Below are 22,733 nucleotides of genomic sequence, written 5' to 3' on the forward strand. Positions count from 1 at the left end.
CGGCCGCCGCCACAATCAGGCAAAATGGCGGCTGTCGCCCTTACTCACGCATATCCATGTCCGACGTCATCGCCCTGATTTTCGACTTCGACGACACGCTGGCCTCGGACAGCACGTCCGGTTTCCTGGACAGCATCGGGGTGGACACGGCGTCCTTCTGGAAAGACCAGGTCGACCCGCTGTTGTCCCACCAGGACTGGGACCCGGTCCCGGCCTATCTCTACCAGATGATCCAGCTCTCGCGCGAGGGCAAGCATGGCCTCGTCACGCAGCAGCGGCTGCGCGACTGGGGCGCGCGCCTCGAACTGCACGATGGCGTGGTCACGCTGTTCCAGCGCCTGCGCGCCGCGGTGCGGGCAGCGCAGCCGCAGGTGCAGCTGGAGTTCTACCTGATCTCCAGCGGCATCGGCGACGTGGTCCGTTCCACGCCCATTGCCCACGAGTTCACCGAGATCTGGGCCTCCGAATTCACCTACGGGGCCGACGGCGGCATCGAGTTTCCACGCCGCATCGTCAGCTTCACGGACAAGACGCGCTACCTGTTCCACATCCAGAAGGGCATCATCGGCCGCGATTTCCGCAACAAGCCGTTCGAGGTCAACCGCAAGGTGCCCGAGGACCGCCTGCGGGTGCCGTTCGACCAGATGGTGTTCGTCGGCGACGGCTACACCGACATCCCGTGCTTCTCGCTGATCCGGCGCGCCGGCGGCTACGCCTTCGGCGTGTGGGACCCGAAACACCGCGACAAGCGCAGCCGCGCCTGGGGCTTCATCGAGGAAGGCCGGGTGTCGAACCTGAACCAGGCCCGCTACGACGAGAACGCCGAGCTCTACCAATGGCTCGAAGAGGCCGTGACCAGCCTGGCGGGCCGCATCGCGCTCAAGTCGCGGGTGTACCGTGGTTGAGCCGCTCGCCATGGCGGCCGTGCCGCCCTGGACCGCGCAGGATGCCGATTTCATGACGCTGGCGCTGGAACAGGCGCAGGCGGCCTATGACATCGGCGAGGTGCCGGTGGGCGCGCTGGTGGTTTCGTCCCAGGGCGACATCCTGGGGCGCGGCTACAACCGCACCATCATCGACCACGACCCCACCGCGCACGCCGAGATCGTCGCGCTGCGCGGCGCCGCCCGCGCGCTGGAAAACTACCGCCTGCCGGGCATCACCGTGTACGTCACGCTGGAACCCTGCGTCATGTGCATCGGCGCCATGCTGCATGCACGGCTGGCGCGGGTGGTGTTCGGCGCCTACGACCCCAAGACCGGCGCCTGCGGCAGCGTGCTGGACGTGGGCTCGGTGCCCAAACTCAATCATCACACTTCAGTCACCGGCGGCGTGCTGGCGGAACCCTGCGGCGACCTGCTGCGCCGGTTCTTCCGCGAACGCCGCGCCAAGGAATCCATCGCATGAGCAACACCCGAGGCGCCAAGGCGCGCGGCGCCAAAGCGGCCGCCGCCCCGGCCCATGAACACGCCAGCCATCCGCACGATCACGACCACGAATGCGGCGAGGCCTGCGGCCACGACCACAGCCACGACCACGAAGCGGGCCACGTCCACAGCTTTCCGGACGCGCGCGGCATCTACCTGATCTCGCCGTCGTCGGCGGTGCGCGACCCGCAGACCGTCGAGCTGGCGCGCGAGCGCCTGGCCGCGCAGGGCTTCAAGACCGCGCTGGACCGCACCGCGCTGGCCGAGCACCAGCGCTTCGCCGGCACCGACGCCCAGCGCCTGGCCAGCCTGACGCGCGCGGCCAAGCAGAAGCTGCCGATCGTCATGGTGACGCGCGGCGGCTACGGCATGGGCCGCCTCTTGCACGCGATCGACTGGAAGGCCATGGCCGACAGCGGCAAGCGCTTCGTCGGCATGAGCGATTTCACTGCCTTCAACCTGGCGCTGCTGGCGCAGACCGGCGCGGTCAGCTACACCGGCGCCACCGCCATCTACGACTTCGGCGGCAAGAAGGTCGACGACCTGACCGAAGCGCTGTTCGGCGAAGTGATGCGCGGCGAGCTGGAAATCCTCAGCTTCGAGACCCAGGACGCCGACCCGGTCGATTGCCGCGGCATCCTGTGGGGCGGCAACCTGGCCATGCTGGCCTCGCTGATCGGCACCCCCTACATGCCCAAGGTGCGCGGCGGCATCCTGTTCCTGGAAGACGTGGCCGAGCATCCCTACCGCATCGAGCGCATGCTGATCCAGCTGTGGCAGGCGGGCATCCTGGGCAAGCAGAAGGCCATCGTGCTGGGCCGCTTCTCCGACTACAAGCTGGCGCCGCACGACAAGGGCTACGACCTGCACGAAGTGGTGGCCTGGCTGCGCAAGACGGTCAAGGTGCCGGTGGTGACCGGCCTGCCGTACGGCCACGTGGCCACCAAGGCGACGCTGCCGATCGGCCAGAAGGTCGGCATCGCCACCGAGAAGGGCCTGGCCCATCTGGTGCTGGACGAACACCATCATTGAGGGCTTCGCCCGCCTGGTTTTTCCGACTGCCCGGCCCGTGCCGGGCGGTATGCCATCCCGGCTTGGTACACTATCAGGTTTCGCCGGATGCCGGCGTTGTCGCGCCATCCTGGCGCCACATCCTTTTTCCCGCTGCTAAAACACTGTGATATCCACCGCCAATCTCACCATCCAGTTCGGTCCCAAGCCCCTTTTCGAGAACGTCAGCGTCAAGTTCGGGGAAGGCAACCGCTACGGGCTGATCGGGGCCAACGGGTCCGGCAAGTCGACGTTCATGAAGATCATCGGCGGCGACCTGGAGTCGTCGGCCGGCAACGTCTCGCTGGAGCCGGGCGTGCGCCTGGGCAAGCTGCGCCAGGACCAGTTCGCCTTCGAGGACCTGCGCGTGCTGGACGTGGTGATGATGGGCCACACCGAGATGTGGGCCGCGATGTCCGAGCGCGACGCGATCTACGCCAACCCGGAAGCGACCGAAGACGACTACATGCGCGCGGCCGACCTGGAGGCCAAGTTCGCCGAATATGACGGCTACACCGCCGAAGCCCGCGCCGGCGAGCTGCTGCTGGGCCTGGAAATCGCCGTCGACCAGCACAACCTGCCGATGCGCGAAGTGGCGCCGGGCTGGAAGCTGCGCGTGCTGCTGGCGCAGGCGCTGTTCTCGAACCCGGACGTGCTGCTGCTGGACGAACCGACCAACAACCTGGACATCAACACCATCCGCTGGCTGGAAAGCGTGCTCAACAGCTACCAGAGCACGATGATCATCATCAGCCACGATCGTCACTTCCTGAACCAGGTCTGCACCCACATGGCCGACCTGGACTATGGCGAGATCCGCATCTACCCGGGCAACTACGACGACTACATGCTGGCCTCGACCCAGGCCCGCGAGCGCCTGGTGGCCAACAACGCCAAGGCCAAGGAACGCGTCACCGAGCTGCAGGACTTCGTGCGCCGCTTCGCCGCCAACAAGTCCAAGTCGCGCCAGGCCACCTCGCGCCTCAAGCAGATCGACCGCATCAAGGCCGAGCAGGTCGTGGTCAAGCCGTCGTCGCGCCAGAACCCGTACATCCGCTTCGAGCAGAACAAGGTCATGCACCGCCTGGCGGTCACGGTCGAGAACCTGTCCAAGTCCTACGACGCGCCCGTGATCCGCAATTTCTCGGCCATGGTCGATGCCGGCGAGAAGATCGCCATCATCGGCGCCAACGGCGTCGGCAAGACCACCTTGCTGCGCCTCCTGGCCACCGACCTGGCGCCGGACGCCGGCAGCGTCAAGTGGTCGGAAAACGCCGACCTGGGCTACATGGCCCAGGACGTGTCGGAACAGTTCCTGCAGACCGACATCAACCTGCTCGACTGGATGGGCGACCATCGCCAGCCGGGCGACGACGACCAGTCGATCCGTTCGGTGCTGGGCCGCCTGCTGTTCTCGGCCGACGACCTGCCCAAGGCGCCCAAGGTGCTGTCCGGCGGCGAAAAGAACCGCATGACCTTCGGCCGCCTGATGCTGGGCCGGCACAACGTCATGCTGCTCGACGAGCCGACCAACCACCTGGACATGGAATCGATCGAATCGCTGCAGTTCGCGCTGGAAAAGTACGAAGGCACGCTGGTGTTCGTCTCGCACGACCGCGAATTCGTCTCCGGCCTGGCCACCCGCGTGATCGAGATCCTGCCCTCGGGCGAGATCGTCGACTACCGCGGCGGCTACGAAGACTACCTGTCCTCGCGCGGCATCGAGGCCTGATACCCCGGGGCCCGGGCCCCGCGCCCAGGCGGCTGGCTGGACCACGTTCAGCCAGCCGTTCAGCCAGCCGCAATCCTGCTGGGCTATCATCCGGGTAAACCCTGGCCCGTTGCGCCAGGTTCCACCCAGTCAGCCATGCCTCCCACTCCTCATACCACGCCCGATGGCCAGCCCATCGGGACGTTCGCGTTGACCTCGCGCATCGTCGCGATCGCGTTTTTCACCTTCATCTGTTACCTGGCCATCGGCCTGCCGCTGGCGGTGCTGCCGGGCTACGTGCATGGCCAGCTCGGCTACGGCTCGGTGCTGGCGGGGCTGGCCATCAGCGTGCAGTACGTGGCGACGCTGCTGAGCCGCTCGCACGCCGGCCGCATGGCCGATACCGTCGGGCCGAAGCAGACCGTGGTGATCGGCATGGCCGCCTGCGCCGCCAGCGGCGTGTTCCTGCTGCTGGCCTATGCCTTCGAGCGCAGCGCCTGGCTCAGCCTGGGCGCCATCATCGTCAGCCGGCTGGCGCTGGGCTTCGGCGAAAGCTGGGTCGGCACCGGCTCGGCCACCTGGGCCATCGCCCGGGTCGGCCCGCTGCACACGGCGCGGGTGATCTCCTGGAACGGCATCTGCACCTACGGCGGCCTGGCGCTGGGCGCGCCGCTGGGCGTCTACCTGGAAACCGAATGGAGCATGGGCGCGCTGGGCGGCGCGGTGCTGCTGCTGGGCCTGGCCGGCCTGGGCCTGGCGCTGGCGCGGGCGGCAGTGGCCATCGTCGGCGGCCATCGCATGGCCTTCAAGAGCGTGGTGCTGCGGGTGTTTCCGCACGGCATGGCGCTGGGGCTGGGCTCGGTCGGCTTCGGCACGCTGGCGGCCTTCGTGGCGCTGTATTACGCCAGCTTTTCGTGGGAGGGCGCGGCGCATGCGCTCAGCGCGTTCGGCTGCGCCTTCATTGGCGTGCGGCTGCTGTTCGCCGGCACCATCACGCGCTTTGGCGGCTTCAAGGTGGCGCAGGTGTCGTTCCTGGTGGAGGCGGCCGGCCTGGCGCTGCTGTGGCTGGCGCCCAATCCCACCGCGGCGCTGGTGGGCGCGGCCCTGACCGGCTGCGGCTTCGCCCTGGTGTTCCCGGCCATCGGCGTGGAAGCCGTGGCGCGCGTGCCGGCCGGCAGCCGCGGCGCCGCGCTGGGGGCGTATTCGGCCTTCCTGGACCTGGCGCTGGGCGCGACCGGCCCGGTGGCGGGCTATATCTCGGGCGGCTTCGGCTATCCGGCGATCTTCCTGGCGGCGGCGGTGGCGGTGCTGCTCGGTTTCCTGATCGCGATGGGCCTGCAACGGCACGCCAGCCGCGCGCAGGCCGCGGCCTGACGCGCTTTGTTTATAACCACAAGTCTTAAGAACATTCGATATTGATCGTTTGGATTCATATAACGAATTGTTAGATTAGGCCCGTTCCCCACGCGCGCCCACGATTCGTTCCATGAACCTGACCTTCGACCACGTCCACAAGCACTTCGGCGACCTGCCGGTCGTCGACGGCTTCACCAGCGAATTCAAGACCGGCGAGCTGGTCGCGCTGGTCGGCCCGTCGGGCTGCGGCAAGTCGACCCTGCTGCACCTGGCCGCCGGCCTGGAAAAGCCGACGCAGGGGCAGGTGCTGGCCGACGGCAAGGCCGTGGCCGGCCCGCATCCCAGTCGCACGCTGGTGTTCCAGGAACACGCGCTGTATCCCTGGCTGACACTGGAAGACAACGTGGCGCTGGCGCTGGAATTCCAGAAGACCCCGAAGAAGCGCGCCCGCGAGGCGGCGCGCCAGTGGCTGGCGCGCGTCAGCCTGGCCGGCTTCGAACACTATTACCCGCACCAGGTGTCCGGCGGCATGCGCCAGCGCGCGGCATTGGCCCGCGCCTTCATCGCGCAGCCGCAGACCATGCTGATGGACGAACCGTTCGGCGCGCTCGACGCGCTGACGCGCCTGGCGCTGCAGGACGTGCTGCGCCAGCTGATCGCGCAGGAAAAGCCCACCGTGCTGCTGGTGACCCATGACGTCGACGAGGCGCTGTTCCTGGCCGACCGCATCGTGGTGTTCAGCCCGCGCCCGGCGCGGGTGCTGCGCGAATTCAACCTGGCGCACCGCGCCAAGAGCCACGACCTGTCCGACCTGGCCGCCGAGAAGCGCGAGATCCTGCGCTTGCTGGGCATCGCCGTCGACGGTTCGCCGGCCCACGCCGACCTGGCGCTGGCGGCCTGATTCTTCGATTTCCCGGTTTACGGACGGTGCCGCCGGCGCCGGCCATCCTCGATTCCCTGGAGCTTTCCCCATGAAATTCAAGCAATGGCTGTCCCTGCCGCTGGCCGCGGCGCTCCTGGCCGCGGCGCCCGCCATGGCCGCCGAGAAATTCCGCGTCGGCTACCTGCGCGTGATGGACGATGCGCAGGCCATCGTGGCGCAGGAAGGCGGCTTCTACAAGAACGCTGGCCTGGATTCCGAGCTGATCGAATTCAAGTCGGGCACCGACCTGATCAAGGCCATCGTCGGCGGCCAGCTGGATATCGGCGTGCTGGGCTTCACCAACGCCGTGGCCTGGGCCTCCAAGGGCGCGGACCTGAAGGTGGTGGGCGGCGCGCAGCAGGGCTACCACTCGCTGATCGTGCGCGATGATTCGGGCATCAAGGACATCGCCGGCCTGAAGGGCAAGACGCTGGCCTCGCAGGCCGAAGGCAGCACCGCCGACGTGGTGCTCAAGGGCGTGGTGCTCAAGCAGGGCAACCTGGCCGCCGACGACGTCAACGTGATGGGCGTGAGCCCGGCGGTGGCGGTGCAGTCGCTGGTGGGCAAGCGCGTGGACGCGGCCTTCCTGTTCGAACCCTATGACCGCATCGCCCAGCTGGTGGCGCCGGTCAAGCAGATCTACGAAGTGGGCCAGGCCTGGCCGTTCCCGTGCATGGTGGTGATCACCTCGGGCGAGACGCTGGCCAAGCGCAAGGACGACGTCTGGAAGGCGCTGGACGCGCAGAACCAGGCCATCGCGCTGCTGCAGAAGGAGCCGGCCCAGGCCTCCAAGCTGATCGCCTCGTACTTCATCGCCGAGCCCACGCTCAAGACCCTGAACCGCGGCGAACTGCCGCGCGAGACCGTCATCGCCGAAGCCATCAAGACGCAGGTGTTCACGCCCAAGCTGACCGAGAAGGACACCAAGCGCATGCAGGAGATCGCCGACATCCTGCAGGCCCAGGGTTCGCTCAAGACGCGCGACGGCAAGCCGTATGACGTCTCCAGCATCGTCGACCTGTCCTGGCAAGAGGCTCGCAAGCTTTGAGCGCGTCGACCCGTGTGACCGGCGCCCGCAAGCATCTGGCGGGCGTGCTGGGCGTCCTGTTCATCCTGGCGCTGTGGCAGGCGGCGGCGTTCGCCTTGCCCGACTTCCTGATGCCGGGCGTGCCCGCCGTGCTCGAGCGCCTGTTCGAGGACCTGGGCAAGCAGTCGTTCCACCAGAGCCTGATGGGCACGCTGGGCCGCCTGGGCGCGGGCTACGGCCTGGCGCTGGTGGCGGGCATCGGCTTCGGGCTGGTGGCGGCCGTGCTGTTCTTCTTCCGCGAAGTGCTGCGCAGCGCGATCGTCATCCTGCAGTCGATCCCGTCGATCGCCTGGGTGCCGCTGTTCCTGATCGTGATGGGTTTCGGCAGCACGCCGATCATCGTGGTGGTGGCGCTGTCGGCGTTCTTCCCGGCCGCGCTGAGCGTGATGAACGCCACCGAGTCGGTGCAGCGCGTGCATGTGTCGGCGGCCCGCGTGATGGGCGCCACGCCCTGGGGCCTGGTCAAGCGCGTGTACCTGCCGGCCGTCATGCCCGAGCTGATCACCGGCGCCCAGCTGGCGTTCGGCAATGCCTGGCGCGCGCTGATCTCGGCCGAGATGCTGATCGGCTTCGGCAAGGGCCTGGGCCGTTCGCTGGCCTATTCGGGCGAGATCGCCGACATGACCGGCGTCATGACCAACATCCTGGTCATCGCGGTGCTGGCCGCGCTGATCGACCAGTTCGTGCTCGAGAACCTCAAGCACCGGCTGCTGCGCTACCAGTACGTGTGAGGCCCATGATGCGGCGCGGACTTCGTCTCCTGGCCTGCACGGCGGTGCTGCTGTCCGCGGCAAGCGGCGCGGCGCCGGCCGACGGCCTGGCGGCCGCGCGCCAGCGCGGCGAGCTGGTGGTGGGCGTGCCGTACCTGGCGCCCGCGCCGGCGGCCGGCGCCAAGATCCGCACCCCGGAAGGGCTGGACCTCGCCATGGCCGAAAAGCTGGCGCAGGACCTGGGCCTGCCGTTCAGCCTGCGGCAGGTGGCGGCGGCCGACGCGGCCCGGCTGTTGGCCGCGGGCGAGGTCGACGTGGTGCTGGCCGACCGCGCGTCGCCGGCACAGGCGCTGCCCGGCGATCTGGCGGCGGTGGCCACCGGCTACGCCGCGCGTCCCAAGGCCGTGATCCGCAGCGATACCCGCATGCGCCAGGGCAGCGATGCCCGCGGCCACAGCGTCTGCATGGCCGAGGCGGCCGTCGGCGCGCAGGCGCTGGCCCGCAGCTGGGGGGCGGTGGTGCGCACCTACCGCGTGCCATCGGACGCGCTGGTGGCGGTGCGCGAAGGCAGCTGCGACATCGGCCTGGTCGATGACGTGGTGTGGGAACCGCTGATGCGCTTTCCCGAATGGAAGAAGTTCTCGGCCACGCTGGGCGCCGACGGCGCCCGCCAGGAACGGGTGTGGCTGCTGCCGGCGGCCGACACGGCCACGCAGGCCTGGCTCGATGCGCGCATGCGCGAATGGGCGCGGGCCGGGGCCTGGAAGGCCCTGCCGGCCAAGTGGGCGCGCGACGTGGCCTTCGACGTCTACCTGGACCAGGAAGTCGCCGACTGCCACGGCTGAGGGGCGCGGCGCAAGATCCGTCCGCATTGGCCGCGCGGGCCGGCAAGGCGCGGTCCGGCCCTTACAATGCCGGGCTATGACCACCACCTTGACCGCCGTCTGCTCGCACGAGGAAGACATCAAGAAAAGCCGTTTCGCCGCGTACGCCGCGCCCGTCGCCAGCATTGACGAGGCCATGGCGTTCTTCGCGGCGCACAGCGACCCCGAGGCCACCCACAACTGCTGGGCCTACCGCATTGGCCAGGAATATCGTTTCAATGACGATGGCGAGCCCGGCGGCACGGCCGGACGCCCGATCCTGCAGGCGATCGAAGGGCAGGGCATGGACCGCGTGGCGGTGCTGGTGGTGCGCTGGTTCGGGGGCGTCAAGCTGGGCGCCGGCGGGCTGGTGCGGGCCTATGGCGGCTGCGCCGCCAACTGCCTGCGCAATGGCCCGCGCACCGAGATCGTGGACCTGGCCACGGTGGCGTGCGCCTGCGGCTTCGCCGAACTGCCGCTATTGAAGTCGCGGCTGGCGCAGGCCGGGGCGGTGATCGTGCAGGAGGATTTCGGCGCCGACGGCGTGGCCTTGCGCTTCACGGTGCCGCGCGGCGCCGTGGCCGACCTGGAGATGACGGCGGCCAACATCACGCGCGGCCGCTCGGCCTGGGAACAATTGGCGTGACATGCGACAAGGGCCCCGCGGGGCCCTTGTTCATTACGCGTCCTGGCTGTCCTGGGCCGCGGCGATTTCCTGGTGGACTTTTTCCATGTCCACTTCCTTGATCTTGGCGAGCAGCTCATTGAGCTGGCCGCCCGACAAGGCGCCCGGTTGCGAGAACAGCAGGACCTTTTCGCGGAACACCATCAGCGTGGGAATCGAGCGGATGCCCAGCGCGCCGGCAAGTTCCTGTTCGACGTCGGTGTTGACCTTGGCGAACGTGACGTCCGGATGCTCGGTGGCGGCCTGCTCGAAGACCGGGGCGAAACCACGGCACGGGCCACACCAGGGCGCCCAGAAGTCCACGATCAAGGTGCCGTCCGGCGTGATGGCTTCCTGGAAAGTGTCTTTGGTCAGTTCAACAATACTCATTTTGGATCCTTGCCGCTGGCGCGGCGCAAAAAGTCGGAATCAGCGGCGCGGGGGAGACATGCCCCGCGCCGGGTGAGGCGACGCGGTAGGGCCGGTCCTGCCAGTCCATAGTAGAGCGGGGACCGGCCACGTCGCAATGGTTGGCGCTGTGGCGAGCGCAGTCTGCGGGGCTTGCGAGGCTGGCGGCGGGGCCGCCGGCCTCACGCCGCGGTTGTTGTGGGCACGCCGTCGCCCTGCTTGAGCGCGGCGACGATCTCGAAGGAACGCAGGCGATCGGCGATATCGAAGAAATCGGACACGATCATGACTTCGTCGGCTTCCGTCTCGGCCACCAGGGCCTCCAGGCGGCGCTTGACGGTCTCGGGGCCGCCCACGATGGCCGCGCCCAGGCGCTGGTTCACGGCCTCGCGTTCCCACTCGTTCCAGAGCCCGTCCATGCTGTCGACCGGCGGCTGCAATTGCAGGCGGTTGCCGCGCACCAGCGACAGGAACTTGAGCTGCTGCGTGGTGGCCTGGCGGCGGGCTTGCTCGTCGGTCGCGGCGGCGATCACCGGCACGCCGATCATGGCGTAGGGGCGGGCCAGCGTCTCGGACGGCTTGAACAGATGGCGGTACAGGCGCATCGCCGCCATGCCCTCGGGCGAGAAGTGGCCGGCGAACGAGAACGGCAGGCCCAGTTCGGCCGCCAGCCGCGCGCTGAAGTCGCTCGAGCCCAGCAGCCAGATAGGGATGTCCAGGCCTTCGCCGGGAATCGCGCGCACAGGCTGGCCGGGACGCGAGGGCGCGAGAAAGCCGCGCAGTTCCTCGACCAGCGCCGGGAATTCGAGGCCGCTGCGCGGACCGCGGCGCAGCGCATGCTGGGTGGCGCCGTCGCTGCCGGGCGCGCGGCCCAGGCCCAGGTCGATGCGGCCAGGGTACAGGGTCTCGAGCGTGCCGAACTGCTCGGCGATGATCAGCGGCGCGTGGTTGGGCAGCATCACGCCGCCCGAGCCGACGCGCAGCGTCGAGGTGTGCCCGGCGATGTGGCCGATCAGCACCGCCGTGGCGCTGCTGGCCACGCCGTTGATGTTGTGGTGCTCGGCCAGCCAGAAGCGCTTGTAGCCCAGGCGCTCGACATGCTGCGCCACGGCCACGCTGTTGCGGAAGGCGTCGGCGGCGTCGCGGCCTTGCACGATCGGCGCCAGGTCCAGCACCGAGAAGGGGATGCGGGCGAGGGTGCTCATGCGCGGCGCTCGACGGGACGGCGGGGACAGGAGGAATGCGGGGTGTGGCGAGACAAGGTCGGCTCCATAGTCTTATATACATGGGGAGTGTATCGGCGAATTCAACCGTCTCCGACAGCAACCATGAGGGCCGGCGGGTTGATAGCGGACCTCAATGGCGGCGATTGGCAGGACGGCCCGCGAACCCCTGGCAGCCGTACCGGTATAGTGATCATTCCAGCCTCGCCCGTGGCGCTGCTGCACCCGTATTTCCTGTACGCCGGGCGCGCGGCTAGCGGCGCGCCGCGTTTGGCCGTTTCGTTCAAGACGCGGCCACGCGAATCGGGGATGATGCGGTTTTCTTCGATATCCGCGGGAGACACGCATGGGCGCCACCGGCAACAACCACCAGATCGACAACATCGAGTTCAACGTCGCCGACATCGCGCGCAGCAAGCGCTTCTATGGCGACGCATTCGGCTGGTCGTTCACCGACTACGGGCCGACCTACACCGAATTCACCGATGGCCGCCTCAAGGGCGGCTTCACCACCGGCGAGCCGGTGCGCCCGGGCGGGCCGCTGGTGATCCTGTACGCCGACGACCTGGCCGACGCCCAGCGCCGCGTGATCGCGGCGGGCGGCCGCATCAGCCGCGAGGCCTTCGATTTTCCCGGCGGCCGCCGCTTCCACTTCACCGACCTGGATGGCTACGAACTGGCAGTCTGGACCGCCGCGGCCTGACGGCGCGGCGATGAAAGCAGGCCCCATGCCGCGCCGCCGGCTTGCTCCCCCCAGGGGGGCGTTTTCATCCCGGGGGCGGCCCGGCGATGAAAAAAAACCGCCGCCTTCCGGACTGGAAGCGCGGCGGTTTCGCGGGAATGCGCGCCTTTTGGCGTTATTCCGGGAAGAACGCGTAGCGGATCACGAACAGGATCGCCACCAGCCAGGTGGCCGGATGCACGTCGCGCACGCGGCCCGTGGCGGTCTTGAGCACCACGTAGCTGATGAAGCCGAAGGCGATGCCGTTGGCGATGGAGTAGGTGAACGGCATCACCAGCGCGGTCAGCGCGGCCGGGGTGGCTTCGCAGACATCGTTCCAGTCGATGTCGATCAGCTCGCGCATCATCAGGCCGGCCACGTAGAGCAGGGCGGGCGCGGTGGCGTAGGCGGGCACGGCGCCGGCCAGCGGCGAAATGAACAGCGCGGCCAGGAACAGCAGGGCCACGACCAGCGCGGTCAGGCCGGTGCGGCCGCCGGCCTGCACGCCCGAGGCGCTTTCGACGTAGGCGGTGGTGCTGCTGGTGCCCAGCATCGAGCCGGCCACGATCGCGGTGCTGTCGGCGAACAGGGCGCGGCCCAGGCGGTTGGGGCGGTTCTCCGGCATCAGGCCGGCGCGCTTGGCCACGCCCACCAGCGTGCCGGTGGCGTCGAACACCTCGACCAGCACGAACACCAGGATGACGTGCACGAAGCCGGTGTGCAGCGCGCCCAGGATGTCCATCTTGAACAGCGTCGGCGCCAGGCTCGGCGGGGCCGCGAACACGCCCTTGAATTCGTTGTAGCCCAGGGCCATCGACAGCACCGTGACCACCAGGATGCCGATCAGGATGGCGCCGCGCACGCGCAGCGCGTCCAGCGAGGCGATGATGAAGAAGCCCAGGATGGCGAACAGCGGCCCCGGCGCGGTCAGGTTGCCCAGCGTGACCTTGGTGGCCGGATGCGCCACCACGATGCCGGCGCTGGACAGCGCGATAATGGCCAGGAACAGGCCGATACCGGCGGCGATGGCGCTGCGCAGCGAATGCGGGATGCCCTTGACCAGCCAGACGCGGATGCCCGAGATGGTCAGGATCAGGAAGATCACGCCCGAGATGAACACGGCGCCCAGCGCCTGTTCCCAGGAGTAGCCCATGGTCTTGACCACGGTGAAGGCGAAGAAGGCGTTCAGCCCCATGCCCGGCGCCATGCCGATCGGCCAGTTGGCGATCAGCGCCATCACCAGCGAGCCCAGCGCGGCGGCCAGGCAGGTGGCGACGAACACGGCGTTGCGGTCCATGCCGGTGGACGACAGGATGTCCGGGTTCACGAAGATGATGTACGACATGGTCAGGAATGTCGTCAGGCCGGCCACGATCTCGGTTCTCGCGGTCGTGCCGTGTTCACGCAGGTTGAATAGCTTCTCCAGCATTCTTATCCCCAGGGTGCTTGCAGGCTCGGTTTGTCGGGAGGGGGCTTGGCCGCCCTCGGTCATTTTGTAAACGGGCGTATTTTCGCATCAGTTGTAAACTCTGCCGCCATGATTATTCTCGGCTTTGAAAGCTCCTGCGACGAAACGGGTGTCGCAGCCGTCTGTACGGAACGCGGCCTGCTCGCGCACGCCCTGCATACCCAGATCGCCATGCACCAGGAATATGGGGGCGTGGTGCCCGAACTCGCCTCGCGCGACCATATCCGGCGCGTGGTGCCGCTGACCCGCCAGGTGCTGCAGGAAGCCGGCCTGGAAATGTCGGACATCGGCGCGGTGGCCTACACGGCCGGCCCCGGCCTGGCCGGCGCGCTGCTGGTGGGCGCCAGCGTGGCGCAGTCGTTCGCCTGGTCGCGCCATCTGCCCGCCATTGCCATCCATCACCTGGAAGGCCACCTGCTGTCGCCCATGCTGGCCGATCCGCGGCCCGACTTTCCGTTCGTGGCGCTGCTGGTGTCCGGCGGCCACACGCAGTTGATGCGGGTCGACGGGGTAGGGTGCTACGAACTGCTGGGCGAGACCCTGGATGACGCCGCCGGCGAAGCGTTCGACAAGTCCGCCAAATTGATGGGGCTGGGCTACCCGGGCGGCCCGGCGCTGGCGCGCCTGGCGGAGCAGGGCGATGCCACGCGTTTCGAGCTGCCGCGCCCGATGCTGCACAGCGGCGACCTGGATTTCAGCTTCAGCGGCCTGAAGACGGCCGTGCTGACCCGCGTCAAGGCGGCCGAGCAGGACGGCGGCCTGGATGAACAGACCCGCGCCGACCTGGCGGCGGCGACCCAGGCCGCGATCGTCGAGGTGCTGGCCGCCAAGTCGATCCGCGCCCTCAAGCAGACCGGCCTGCGCCGCCTGGTGGTGGCCGGCGGGGTGGGGGCCAATCAGCTATTGCGGACCAAGCTGGCGACCGCGCTCAAGCCACTCAAGGCCCAGGCTTATTTCCCGCCGCTGTCGTTGTGCACGGACAACGGCGCCATGATCGCCTTCGCGGCCGCCGAGCGGGTCAAGGCTGGGCTGGTGACGCTGGACCCGGACGCGCACGGCTTCACCGTGCGGCCGCGCTGGGACCTGGCCGATATCGCCTGAAACGGGCAATGAAAAAGGGGCCGTGGCCCCTTTTTTCATCCTGCGTCGCGGCGCCCACGCGGGCCCGCGGTGCGCCGATCATTTTTTCTTGCCGCCGATGCGGCTTTCGGTGCCCTGCACCAGGCGCGCGATGTTGGCGCGATGGCGGTAGAACAGCAGCACGCCGATGATGGCCAGGGCGACGCCCATGGCCGGCTGGGCGTACCAGGCCAGGCCCGAGCCGAACACGTAGTAGACCGGGGCGAAGAACGCCGCCACCAGCGAGGCCAGCGACGAATAGCGGAAGAACACCGCGATGATGAGCCAGGTGGCCGCCGTGGCGACCGCCAGCCAGGGCTGGATGGCGACCAGCACGCCGAGCGCGGTGGCCACGCCCTTGCCGCCCTTGAAACCCAGGAAAATCGGATACAGGTGGCCCAGGAAGGCCGCCACGGCCACCGCGGCCAGCGGGCCGGGGGGAATGCCGGGGGCCAGCTTGACCGCCAGCCAGACCGCGAACCAGCCCTTGGCGGCGTCGCCCAGCAGGGTCAGGGCGGCGGCGGTCTTGTTGCCGGTGCGCAGCACGTTGGTGGCGCCGGGGTTCTTCGAGCCGTAGCTGCGGGGGTCCTGCAGCCCCATGAGTTTGCTGACCACCACGGCGAACGGCACGGAGCCGATCAGGTAGGCCAGCAGGATGAGCGCCGCGGTGAACGCCAGGGACGGTTCGGTGATCGCCATGTTCTAAGGGGGTCCGTTGTTATCTTGCAATTGTCTCGATGGCTGCGGATTCTACCCCGGTCGCCGGCCGGCCCGGGTACGGGTTAGCCAGTGGGCGATGAGGGACGGGTGGCGACGGACATGCCGGCGCCTTCCGCGGACGGTACAATCCAGCCGGTCCACCCGCGTTTTATTTTCTTTCGGATGCACAATGCGAATTCTGGTTTCGAACGATGATGGTTATTCGGCCCCTGGCCTGGAGGCGCTGGTCAAGGCGCTGGAAGGCCTGGGCGATCTGACCGTCGTCGCGCCCGAGACCAACCACAGCGGCGCATCCAACTCCCTGACGCTGAACCGCCCGCTGTCGGTGCGCACCGCCTCCAACGGCTTCATCGCCGTCAACGGCACGCCCTCCGACTGCGTCCACGTCGCCCTGACCGGCCTGATGGACACGCGTCCCGACCTGGTGGTGTCCGGCATCAACAACGGCGCCAACATGGGCGACGACACGCTCTATTCGGGCACCGTGGCCGCCGCCAGCGAGGGCTACCTGTTCGGCATCCCGGCCATCGCCTTCTCGCTGGCCGAGAAGGGCTGGGAGCACATCGATTCGGCCGCCCGCGCCGCGCGCCTGGTGGTCGAACGCCACCTGGCGCAGCCGCTGGCCGCGCCGGTCCTGCTGAACGTCAACATTCCCAGCCGCCGCTTCGACGACATGCATGGCTTCCAGGTCACGCGCCTGGGCAAGCGCCATCCGTCGCAGCCGGTGGTGCGTACCACCACGCCCTACGGCGACACGGTCTACTGGATCGGGCCGGTGGGGCAGGCCGCCGACGCCACGCCGGGCACGGACTTCCACGCGGTGGCGCAGGGCATGGTGTCGGTCACGCCGCTGCGACTGGACCTGACCCAGCACGGGCAGCTCGAGGAAATCCGGACCTGGGCGGAGCCGCTATGCGCCGACGCATAAGCCAGCCGGACGTCTCCCAGGCCGTGCCCGGACGGCCCAGTCCGGTGCGCTACGACTCCGGCCGGCTCAGCCCCGGCGTCACGCCGGCCAACAGCAACACCCGCATTTCGGCCGCCACCCTGCAAAGCCAGGCCAAGGCGCCGACGCCGGCGGCCGGCGGCAACCTGGGGCTCAATTCCGATCGCCTGCGCCAGGCCATGGTGCAGCGCCTGCGCGGGCAGGGCGTCAGCGACGAGCGCGTGCTCAACGCCATGGCCGTGGTGCCGCGCCACCTGTTCGTCGACGAGGCGCTGGCCAGCCGCGCCTATGAAGACGCGGCGCTGCCCATCGGCCATTCCCAGACCATCTCGCAACCGTGGGTGGTGGCGCGCATGATCGCCGCCATCTGCGAAGACCGCACGCCGACGCGCGTGCTGGAAGTGGGCGCCGGTTGCGGCTACCAGGCCGCGGTGCTGGCGCAGTTCGTGCGCGAGGTCCATTCCATCGAGCGCATCCGTGGCCTCTACGAGCTGGCGCGCGAGCATCTGCGCGCTTTGCGGCTGACCACGCGGATCCGCTTGATCTACGGCGACGGCATGCTGGGCCTGCCCGGCGTGGCGCCGTTCGATGCTATCGTTGTGGCTGCCGCCGGCCTGACCATCCCGCAAGCGCTGCTCCAGCAGCTGGCGCCGGGTGGACGCCTGATCGCTCCCGAAGGGGGCTCGAACCAGCGCCTGGTGCTGATCGAACGCACGGGCGCGGCCAGCTGGAAACGAACTGAATTAGAGGCCGTGCGCTTTGTGCCGCTGCGTGCCGGAATACAATCTTGAGCAAACAGGAGAAACGTATGCTCAACGGGCAGTTGCAACTGACCGATATGACCCTCGGCGTGTCCATGACGCGCCTGCGCCGCCCGCTTTTCGTGGCTGGCGTCCTCAGCCTGGCCATCCTGGCCGGCTGCGCATCCAAAGGCACGCGCGCGCCGGTCGTCGACCTGGCCGGCGGGCAACCGGCCGCCACCGCCCAGCCGGGCGGCAGCTACGTCGTCAAGCCAGGTGACACGCTCTACAAGATCGCTCGCGCCAACAACGTCGATGTCGAGAACGTCAAGCGCTGGAACAACCTCAGCGATCCCAACCAGATCTCGGTCGGGCAGGTGTTGAAGATGTCCGGTTCGTCGGGCGGCGCGGCGCAACCCGCGCCCATCGCCAGCAGCAAGTCGCAGCCGCGTCCGCTGGACCAGCCCAACGACACGTCGGCCACCGCCACGGCATCGCTGCCGCCGCCCACGCCGACGCCGGCCGAGAACAAGCCCGTCACGCGCGCGGCCGATGCCGGCGTGATCAACTGGGCCTGGCCGGCTGGCGGCCAGATCATGCAGGGCTTCAACAACAACAGCAAGGGCATCGACATCGCCGGCGCGCTGGGCGACCCGGTCAACGCCGCGGCGGATGGCAAGGTCATGTACAGCGGCAACGGTGTGCGCGGCCTGGGCAACCTGATCATCGTCAACCACCAGAACGGCTTCATCACGGCGTATGCGCACAACCGCACGCTGCTCGTGAAGACCGGCCAGGACGTCAAGCGCGGCGCCAAGATCGCCGAGATCGGCCAGAGCGACACCACTTCGCCGCGCCTGCATTTCGAGATCCGTCGCCAGGGCACCCCCGTGGATCCGATGCAGTACCTGCCCGCCAAATGACGCCCACCCTGGTATTCGACCTCGAGACCATTCCCGACGCGGACGGCCTGCGCAAGCTCAACGGCTGGAGCGCCGACGTCCCCGACGCCGAGGTGGTCGAGCGCGCGCTGACCGCGCGCCGCGAGGCCGTGGGCCACGACTTCCTGCCGCTGCACCTGCACAAGGTCGCGGTGGTGGGCTGCGTGTTCCGCGACGACCAGGGCTTTCGCGTCAAGACGCTGGGCCAGCCCGACGATCCCGAGGCCGCCTTGCTGGCCGGCTTCTTCAAGACCATCGAGCGCTACACGCCCAAGCTGGTCAGCTGGAACGGGTCGGGCTTCGACCTGCCGGTGCTGCATTACCGCAGCCTGATCCAGGGCGTGCCCGCGCCGCGCTACTGGGACATGGGCGAGGAAGACCGCGACTTCAAGTTCAACAACTACATCTCGCGCTATCACTCCCGCCACACCGACCTGATGGACCTGCTGGCCAAGTACAACGGCCGCGCCAACGCGCCGCTGGACGAACTGGCCAAGCTGTGCGGCTTTCCGGGCAAGCTCGGCATGGACGGCAGCAAGGTCTGGGAGGCCTGGAGCCAGGGCCGCGCCGACGAGGTCCGCGCCTATTGCGAAACCGACGTGGTCAACACCTGGCTGGTGTACTGCCGCTTCCGCTTCCTGCGCGGCGAAATCGACCGCACCGCCTATGACGCCGAAATCGCGCTGGTGCGCGACACGCTGGCGGCCAGCGACGCGGCGCACTGGAAGGAATACCTGGCGGCCTGGGACGCCAGCTGAGCATCGCGCGTGCCGCGCGCGACCTGCTTGACGGACGGGGCCCGCGAGGCCCCGTTTTCACGTCCGGGACAGGCGCAATCGACTGAAACATAGCTTGCGGGGACGAAACCCGGATGAAACCGGGCGGATCGCACAATGGCCTCGCTTTCTTCACTTTCAGGAGACCTACATGTCCCGATTCGCACTCCGCTCCAACCTGGCTGCCCTGGCCATGGTCGCCGCCACCGGCGGCTTGCTGGCTGGTCCCGTCATGGCGGCTGCGCCCGCCGACGGTGGTCCCGCCGCGATGCACGAAGGCCCCCGTGGCGGCTTCCACAAGGGCATGCGCGACGGCCTGTGGATCCCGGGCCTGGGCCCCGTATCCAAGGCGCAGCTCGACCAGCTCAAGCTGGATGACAAGCAGCAGGCCCTGGTCAAGACCGCGCAGGACGGCCAACGCAGCCTGCACGAGGCCATGCGCGCGTCCGGCGGCCAGCGCCACGACCTGCTCAAGGCGCAACTGGACAGCGGCAAGCTGGACCCGCGCGCGCTGCTCGATCAATCCGACAAGTCGCGTGACCAGTTCAGCACGCAGGCCAAGCAGGTCCGTGACCAGTGGCTGGCCGTGTGGGACAGCCTGAACGATGCCCAGCGCACCCAGGTGACCCAGATGCTCAAGGACCGCCAGGCCAAGATGCAGGAACGTCACGCCCGCATGGAAGGCCGCCACGGCAAGGGCCCGGCCAATGCCCCGGGCGCCGTGCCTCCGCCGCCGCCGGCCGCGCCCGCCGCCAACTGACGCGCCTGGCGGACGGCCACGCCGTCCGCCGCCGGACCGCCCGCCCGTTGCGGGCGGACCCGACCGACCCCGACCCGCTTCGCGCGGGCCGGGGTTTCTTTTGTCTTCGGATCCATCACGGGGCGCCAGCCCCATTTTGATGCGCCGCCGCCTGCGCGCGCGGCGTGGCGCACCGCCTTGGTGCGCCCGGCATGCCCATTCAGCGCCGCGCCAGCCCGCTGAGACGCAATTGAAACCTGGCACGGACCTTGCTTGATGGGGAGGGAGCCGGCATCCGCCGTTGCAGGACCGGCCCGATGGATGCGCCTTCGCGCCTTCCTCCTCGTCAAATCCGATCAGGACATCGCACCATGAAGAAGACGTTGCTAGCCTTGCCCGTTGTGCTCGCCGCTTGTTTCATCGCAACGGCCCAGGCCGAACCGACCGACCTGGGCGGCGGTTTCTCGCTCAGCGGCAATGCCACCATCGCGAGCGACTACCGCTTCCGCGGCTACTCGCAGACCGATTTCCGGCCGGCGGCCCAACTGGGCATCGACCTGACCCACAGCTCCGGTTTCTACCTGGGCAACTGGAACTCCAACGTATCCAATTTCGTCTTCACCGACGGCAACCTGGAAATGGACTTCTACGGCGGCTGGAAGGGCGACGTGGGCGGCGGCTTCACGCTCGATGCCGGCGTGCTGCACTACTACTATCCCGGCTCCAGCTCGCCCAAGGGCGGCAACTACAACAACACCGACCTGTACCTGGCCGCGACCTACGGCAACTACACCCTCAAGTACTCCTACACGCCCAGCGACTTCTTCAGCACGCCCGACAGCAAGGGCACCTGGTACCTGGACGGCACCGCCAACTTCGACCTGGGCGACGGCTGGGGCCTGGTGGGCCACCTCGGCTACCAGAAGCTCAAGAACCAGGTCAACATGGACGGCGATTCCATCGGCCACTACGTCGACTACAAGGTCGGCGTGACCAAGGACCTGAAGGGCTGGGTGCTGGGCCTGGCGGCGGTGGGCGCCACCAAGGACAACTGGCTGCCGACCAAGTACGGCCATCCGTCGGGCCGCCTGGGGGCGGTGTTCTCGGTGTCGCGTTCGTTCTGAGCCTTTTCCAGGCCGCGGGCGGGCGGCCGCAGAATCCTCATACAATGCCGGGTTGCGTGAATTTTCTGGATTGCGTGAGATGTCTGACGTTTTGAGTATCGAATCCCTGGACCTGGAAGCCCGGGGCATCGCCCGCCGCGACGGCAAGGTCGTGTTCGTGGAAGGGGCCTTGCCGGGCGAGCGGGTCACCGCCACGACCGTGCGCCGCAAGCCGTCCTACGAAATCGCGCGGGTCGAAACGGTGCTGCGTCCGTCGTCGCAGCGCGTCGAGCCGCGTTGCCCCCATTTCGGCGTCTGTGGCGGCTGTGCCATGCAGCACCTGGAGCCCAGCACCCAGGTGGCGATCAAGCAGCGTTCGCTCGAAGACACCTTCTGGCACGTCGGCAAGCTGCGTCCGGCCCGCATCCTGGCGCCGCTGCACGGCCCGACCTGGGGCTACCGCTACCGCGCCCGCCTGTCGGTGCGCGTGGTGCCCAAGAAGGGCGGCGTGCTGGTGGGCTTTCACGAGCGCAAGAGCAGCTACGTGGCCGACATGCGCGAGTGCCATGTGCTGCCGCGCCACGTCAGCGACCTGCTGATGCCGCTGCGCGCCATGATCGCGTCGATGTCCGCGCCCGACCGCCTGCCGCAGGTGGAAGTGTCGCTGGGCGACGGCGTGACCGCGCTGGTGCTGCGCCACCTGCTGCCGCTGACCGACAACGACATCGCCATCCTGCGCGCCTTCGCCGCCAAGCACGACGTGCAATGGTGGCTGCAGCCCAAGGGCCCGGACACGGTCCATCCGCTGGTGCCCGAGCATCGCGACGCGCTGACCTACACCATGCCCGAGTTCGGCCTGCGCATGCCGTACCGGCCGACCGATTTCACCCAGGTCAACCACGCCATCAACCGCGCCATGGTGTCGCGCGCGCTCAAGTTGCTGGAAGTGCAGCCGACCGACCGCGTGGCCGACCTGTTCTGTGGCCTGGGCAACTTCACGCTGCCGCTGGCCACGCAGGGCCGCGAGGCCGTGGGCGTGGAGGGCAGCAAGGCGCTGACCGACCGGGCCTACGAGGCCGCCGCGCGCCACGGGCTGGGCGACCGCACCAGCTTTGCCACGCTCAACCTGTTCGAGGTGGACGTCGATTGGCTGCGCGGCCTGGGCTTCTTCGATCGCATGCTGATCGACCCGCCGCGCGAAGGCGCCCACGCCGTCTCGCAGGCGCTATCGCAATTGATGCCCGAGGAACGGCCGCGCCGCATCGTCTACGTGTCCTGTAATCCGGCCACGCTGGCGCGCGACGCATCCATCCTGGTGCACGAGGGCGGGTATCTGCTCAAGAGCGCGGGCGTGATCAACATGTTCCCGCACACAGGGCACGTGGAATCGATCGCGGTGTTCGAATCGCTGGACGCCGCCGGCGTGCTGGAAGTGCAGGAAAATGCCCGCCAGCGCGCGCTGCAGCAGGCCGCCGATGTCGCGGCCGCGCAAGCGGAGAAAGCGGCGGCGGCGGCCGAGAAGGCCGCGGCCAAGCAGGCGGCGACCGATGCCTATCATGCGCGGGTGGCGGCGGAAGCCGAGGCGGCGTCGCAGGACCAGGCCTGACGCGAAAAAAAGGGCAAGCCGTCTGGCTTGCCCTTTTTCTTACTGGGTCCGCCCCAGGTTTTCCAGGATGGGGCAGTCGGGCCGGTCGTCGCCGTGGCAGTTGTGCGCCAGGTGCTTGAGCGTGGCCGCCATGTCGCGCAGGGCGCAGGCCTTGCGCTCCAGTTCGGCCACGTGTTCGAGCGCGATGCGCTTGACGTCGGCGCTGGCGCGGCTGCGATCGCGCCACAGCGCCAGCAGCTCGTTCATCTGCTCCACCGAAAAGCCCAGGTCGCGCGCGCGCCGCACGAAGCGCAGCGTGTGCAGGTCGTGCTCGCTGTAGACGCGGTAGCCCGAGTCCTTGCGCAGCGCCGGGCCGATCAGGCCGATGCTCTCGTAGTAACGGATCATCTTGGCCGAGATGCCGGATTCCTGTGCCGCTTGTCCGATGTTCATG

24 protein-coding genes are annotated in these 22,733 nt (G+C 68.5%); 19 read left to right on the forward strand and 5 right to left on the reverse strand.

Annotated elements, in window-relative coordinates; genetic code table 11:
- The first annotated feature begins 56 nt into the window (after positions 1 to 56).
- From AC1HFW_RS06820 to AC1HFW_RS06865, 10 genes are all read left to right on the forward strand, one after another.
- Positions 57 to 905, forward strand: coding sequence for an HAD family hydrolase (locus tag AC1HFW_RS06820; protein ID WP_116522123.1), 849 nt, complete (start codon positions 57 to 59; stop codon positions 903 to 905).
- Between the two features lie 10 nt (positions 906 to 915).
- Positions 916 to 1,407, forward strand: coding sequence for a tRNA adenosine(34) deaminase TadA (gene tadA / locus AC1HFW_RS06825; protein ID WP_006394686.1), 492 nt, complete (start codon positions 916 to 918; stop codon positions 1,405 to 1,407).
- Positions 1,404 to 2,459, forward strand: a complete 1,056-nt coding sequence (locus tag AC1HFW_RS06830) for an LD-carboxypeptidase (protein ID WP_061071405.1) — start codon at positions 1,404 to 1,406, stop codon at positions 2,457 to 2,459. The genes tadA and AC1HFW_RS06830 overlap by 4 nt, the downstream gene beginning before the upstream one ends.
- A gap of 145 nt (positions 2,460 to 2,604) precedes the next feature.
- Positions 2,605 to 4,209, forward strand: coding sequence for an ABC-F family ATPase (locus AC1HFW_RS06835; protein WP_479282401.1), 1,605 nt, complete (start codon positions 2,605 to 2,607; stop codon positions 4,207 to 4,209).
- Positions 4,210 to 4,344: 135 nt separating this feature from the next.
- Complete coding sequence (locus AC1HFW_RS06840; protein ID WP_035360339.1) at positions 4,345 to 5,562, forward strand: MFS transporter; 1,218 nt, start codon at positions 4,345 to 4,347, stop codon at positions 5,560 to 5,562.
- Between the two features lie 112 nt (positions 5,563 to 5,674).
- Entirely contained in the window at positions 5,675 to 6,445 is a 771-nt protein-coding gene (locus AC1HFW_RS06845) for an ABC transporter ATP-binding protein (RefSeq protein WP_006394693.1), read from the forward strand.
- Positions 6,446 to 6,515: 70 nt separating this feature from the next.
- Positions 6,516 to 7,514, forward strand: coding sequence for an ABC transporter substrate-binding protein (locus AC1HFW_RS06850; protein ID WP_061071403.1), 999 nt, complete (start codon positions 6,516 to 6,518; stop codon positions 7,512 to 7,514).
- Complete coding sequence (locus AC1HFW_RS06855) at positions 7,511 to 8,284, forward strand: ABC transporter permease (RefSeq protein WP_061071402.1); 774 nt, start codon at positions 7,511 to 7,513, stop codon at positions 8,282 to 8,284. The genes AC1HFW_RS06850 and AC1HFW_RS06855 overlap by 4 nt, the downstream gene beginning before the upstream one ends.
- Positions 8,285 to 8,292: 8 nt before the next feature.
- On the forward strand, positions 8,293 to 9,108 hold the full coding sequence (locus AC1HFW_RS06860; protein ID WP_479286469.1) for a transporter substrate-binding domain-containing protein: 816 nt from the start codon (positions 8,293 to 8,295) through the stop codon (positions 9,106 to 9,108).
- Between the two features lie 76 nt (positions 9,109 to 9,184).
- A complete protein-coding gene (locus AC1HFW_RS06865) occupies positions 9,185 to 9,772 on the forward strand; it encodes an IMPACT family protein (protein ID WP_006394696.1) in 588 nt (195 codons plus the stop codon).
- 33 nt (positions 9,773 to 9,805) lie between these two features.
- Here AC1HFW_RS06865 and AC1HFW_RS06870 read toward each other — a convergent pair whose 3' ends face one another.
- Positions 9,806 to 10,180: a thioredoxin family protein gene (locus AC1HFW_RS06870; protein ID WP_006394697.1), complete on the reverse strand. Its 375-nt coding sequence runs from the start codon at positions 10,178 to 10,180 to the stop codon at positions 9,806 to 9,808.
- A gap of 200 nt (positions 10,181 to 10,380) precedes the next feature.
- The gene (locus tag AC1HFW_RS06875) at positions 10,381 to 11,403 is read right to left on the reverse strand and encodes an LLM class flavin-dependent oxidoreductase (protein ID WP_006394698.1); all 1,023 of its coding nucleotides are present in this window, start codon (positions 11,401 to 11,403) and stop codon (positions 10,381 to 10,383) included.
- 364 nt (positions 11,404 to 11,767) lie between these two features.
- Between AC1HFW_RS06875 and AC1HFW_RS06880 the strand changes: the two genes are divergently transcribed.
- A complete protein-coding gene (locus AC1HFW_RS06880) occupies positions 11,768 to 12,124 on the forward strand; it encodes a VOC family protein (protein ID WP_116522130.1) in 357 nt (118 codons plus the stop codon).
- A gap of 154 nt (positions 12,125 to 12,278) precedes the next feature.
- On the opposite strand, the gene AC1HFW_RS06885 is transcribed toward AC1HFW_RS06880, so the two are convergent.
- Positions 12,279 to 13,571: an NCS2 family permease gene (locus AC1HFW_RS06885; RefSeq protein WP_006394701.1), complete on the reverse strand. Its 1,293-nt coding sequence runs from the start codon at positions 13,569 to 13,571 to the stop codon at positions 12,279 to 12,281.
- Positions 13,572 to 13,679: 108 nt separating this feature from the next.
- Between AC1HFW_RS06885 and tsaD the strand changes: the two genes are divergently transcribed.
- On the forward strand, positions 13,680 to 14,711 hold the full coding sequence (tsaD, locus tag AC1HFW_RS06890) for a tRNA (adenosine(37)-N6)-threonylcarbamoyltransferase complex transferase subunit TsaD (RefSeq protein ID WP_479282407.1): 1,032 nt from the start codon (positions 13,680 to 13,682) through the stop codon (positions 14,709 to 14,711).
- A 78-nt stretch (positions 14,712 to 14,789) separates the two neighbouring features.
- Here tsaD and plsY read toward each other — a convergent pair whose 3' ends face one another.
- Complete coding sequence (gene plsY, locus AC1HFW_RS06895; protein ID WP_116522134.1) at positions 14,790 to 15,428, reverse strand: glycerol-3-phosphate 1-O-acyltransferase PlsY; 639 nt, start codon at positions 15,426 to 15,428, stop codon at positions 14,790 to 14,792.
- Positions 15,429 to 15,618: 190 nt separating this feature from the next.
- Here plsY and surE point away from each other — a divergent pair, with 190 nt between their 5' ends.
- From surE to rlmD, 7 genes are all read left to right on the forward strand, one after another.
- On the forward strand, positions 15,619 to 16,377 hold the full coding sequence (surE, locus tag AC1HFW_RS06900) for a 5'/3'-nucleotidase SurE (RefSeq protein WP_241075125.1): 759 nt from the start codon (positions 15,619 to 15,621) through the stop codon (positions 16,375 to 16,377).
- Positions 16,362 to 17,186, forward strand: coding sequence for a protein-L-isoaspartate(D-aspartate) O-methyltransferase (locus AC1HFW_RS06905; protein ID WP_050813158.1), 825 nt, complete (start codon positions 16,362 to 16,364; stop codon positions 17,184 to 17,186). Before surE ends, AC1HFW_RS06905 begins: the two co-directional genes overlap by 16 nt.
- Before the next feature lie 17 nt (positions 17,187 to 17,203).
- Positions 17,204 to 18,058 (forward strand): peptidoglycan DD-metalloendopeptidase family protein, encoded by an 855-nt coding sequence (locus tag AC1HFW_RS06910; protein WP_006394706.1) that lies wholly within the window; start codon positions 17,204 to 17,206, stop codon positions 18,056 to 18,058.
- Positions 18,055 to 18,834 (forward strand): 3'-5' exonuclease, encoded by a 780-nt coding sequence (locus AC1HFW_RS06915; RefSeq protein ID WP_006394707.1) that lies wholly within the window; start codon positions 18,055 to 18,057, stop codon positions 18,832 to 18,834. Before AC1HFW_RS06910 ends, AC1HFW_RS06915 begins: the two co-directional genes overlap by 4 nt.
- A gap of 169 nt (positions 18,835 to 19,003) precedes the next feature.
- Complete coding sequence (locus tag AC1HFW_RS06920) at positions 19,004 to 19,612, forward strand: hypothetical protein (protein WP_061071397.1); 609 nt, start codon at positions 19,004 to 19,006, stop codon at positions 19,610 to 19,612.
- 350 nt (positions 19,613 to 19,962) lie between these two features.
- On the forward strand, positions 19,963 to 20,715 hold the full coding sequence (locus AC1HFW_RS06925; protein ID WP_061071396.1) for a TorF family putative porin: 753 nt from the start codon (positions 19,963 to 19,965) through the stop codon (positions 20,713 to 20,715).
- Between the two features lie 79 nt (positions 20,716 to 20,794).
- Complete coding sequence (rlmD, locus tag AC1HFW_RS06930; protein WP_479282409.1) at positions 20,795 to 22,300, forward strand: 23S rRNA (uracil(1939)-C(5))-methyltransferase RlmD; 1,506 nt, start codon at positions 20,795 to 20,797, stop codon at positions 22,298 to 22,300.
- 39 nt (positions 22,301 to 22,339) lie between these two features.
- Here rlmD and cueR read toward each other — a convergent pair whose 3' ends face one another.
- Entirely contained in the window at positions 22,340 to 22,732 is a 393-nt protein-coding gene (gene cueR / locus AC1HFW_RS06935; protein WP_006394711.1) for a Cu(I)-responsive transcriptional regulator, read from the reverse strand.
- Between the last annotated feature and the right edge of the window lies 1 nt (position 22,733).

The sequence above is a fragment of the Achromobacter sp. ISS7 genome, from assembly GCF_056523125.1.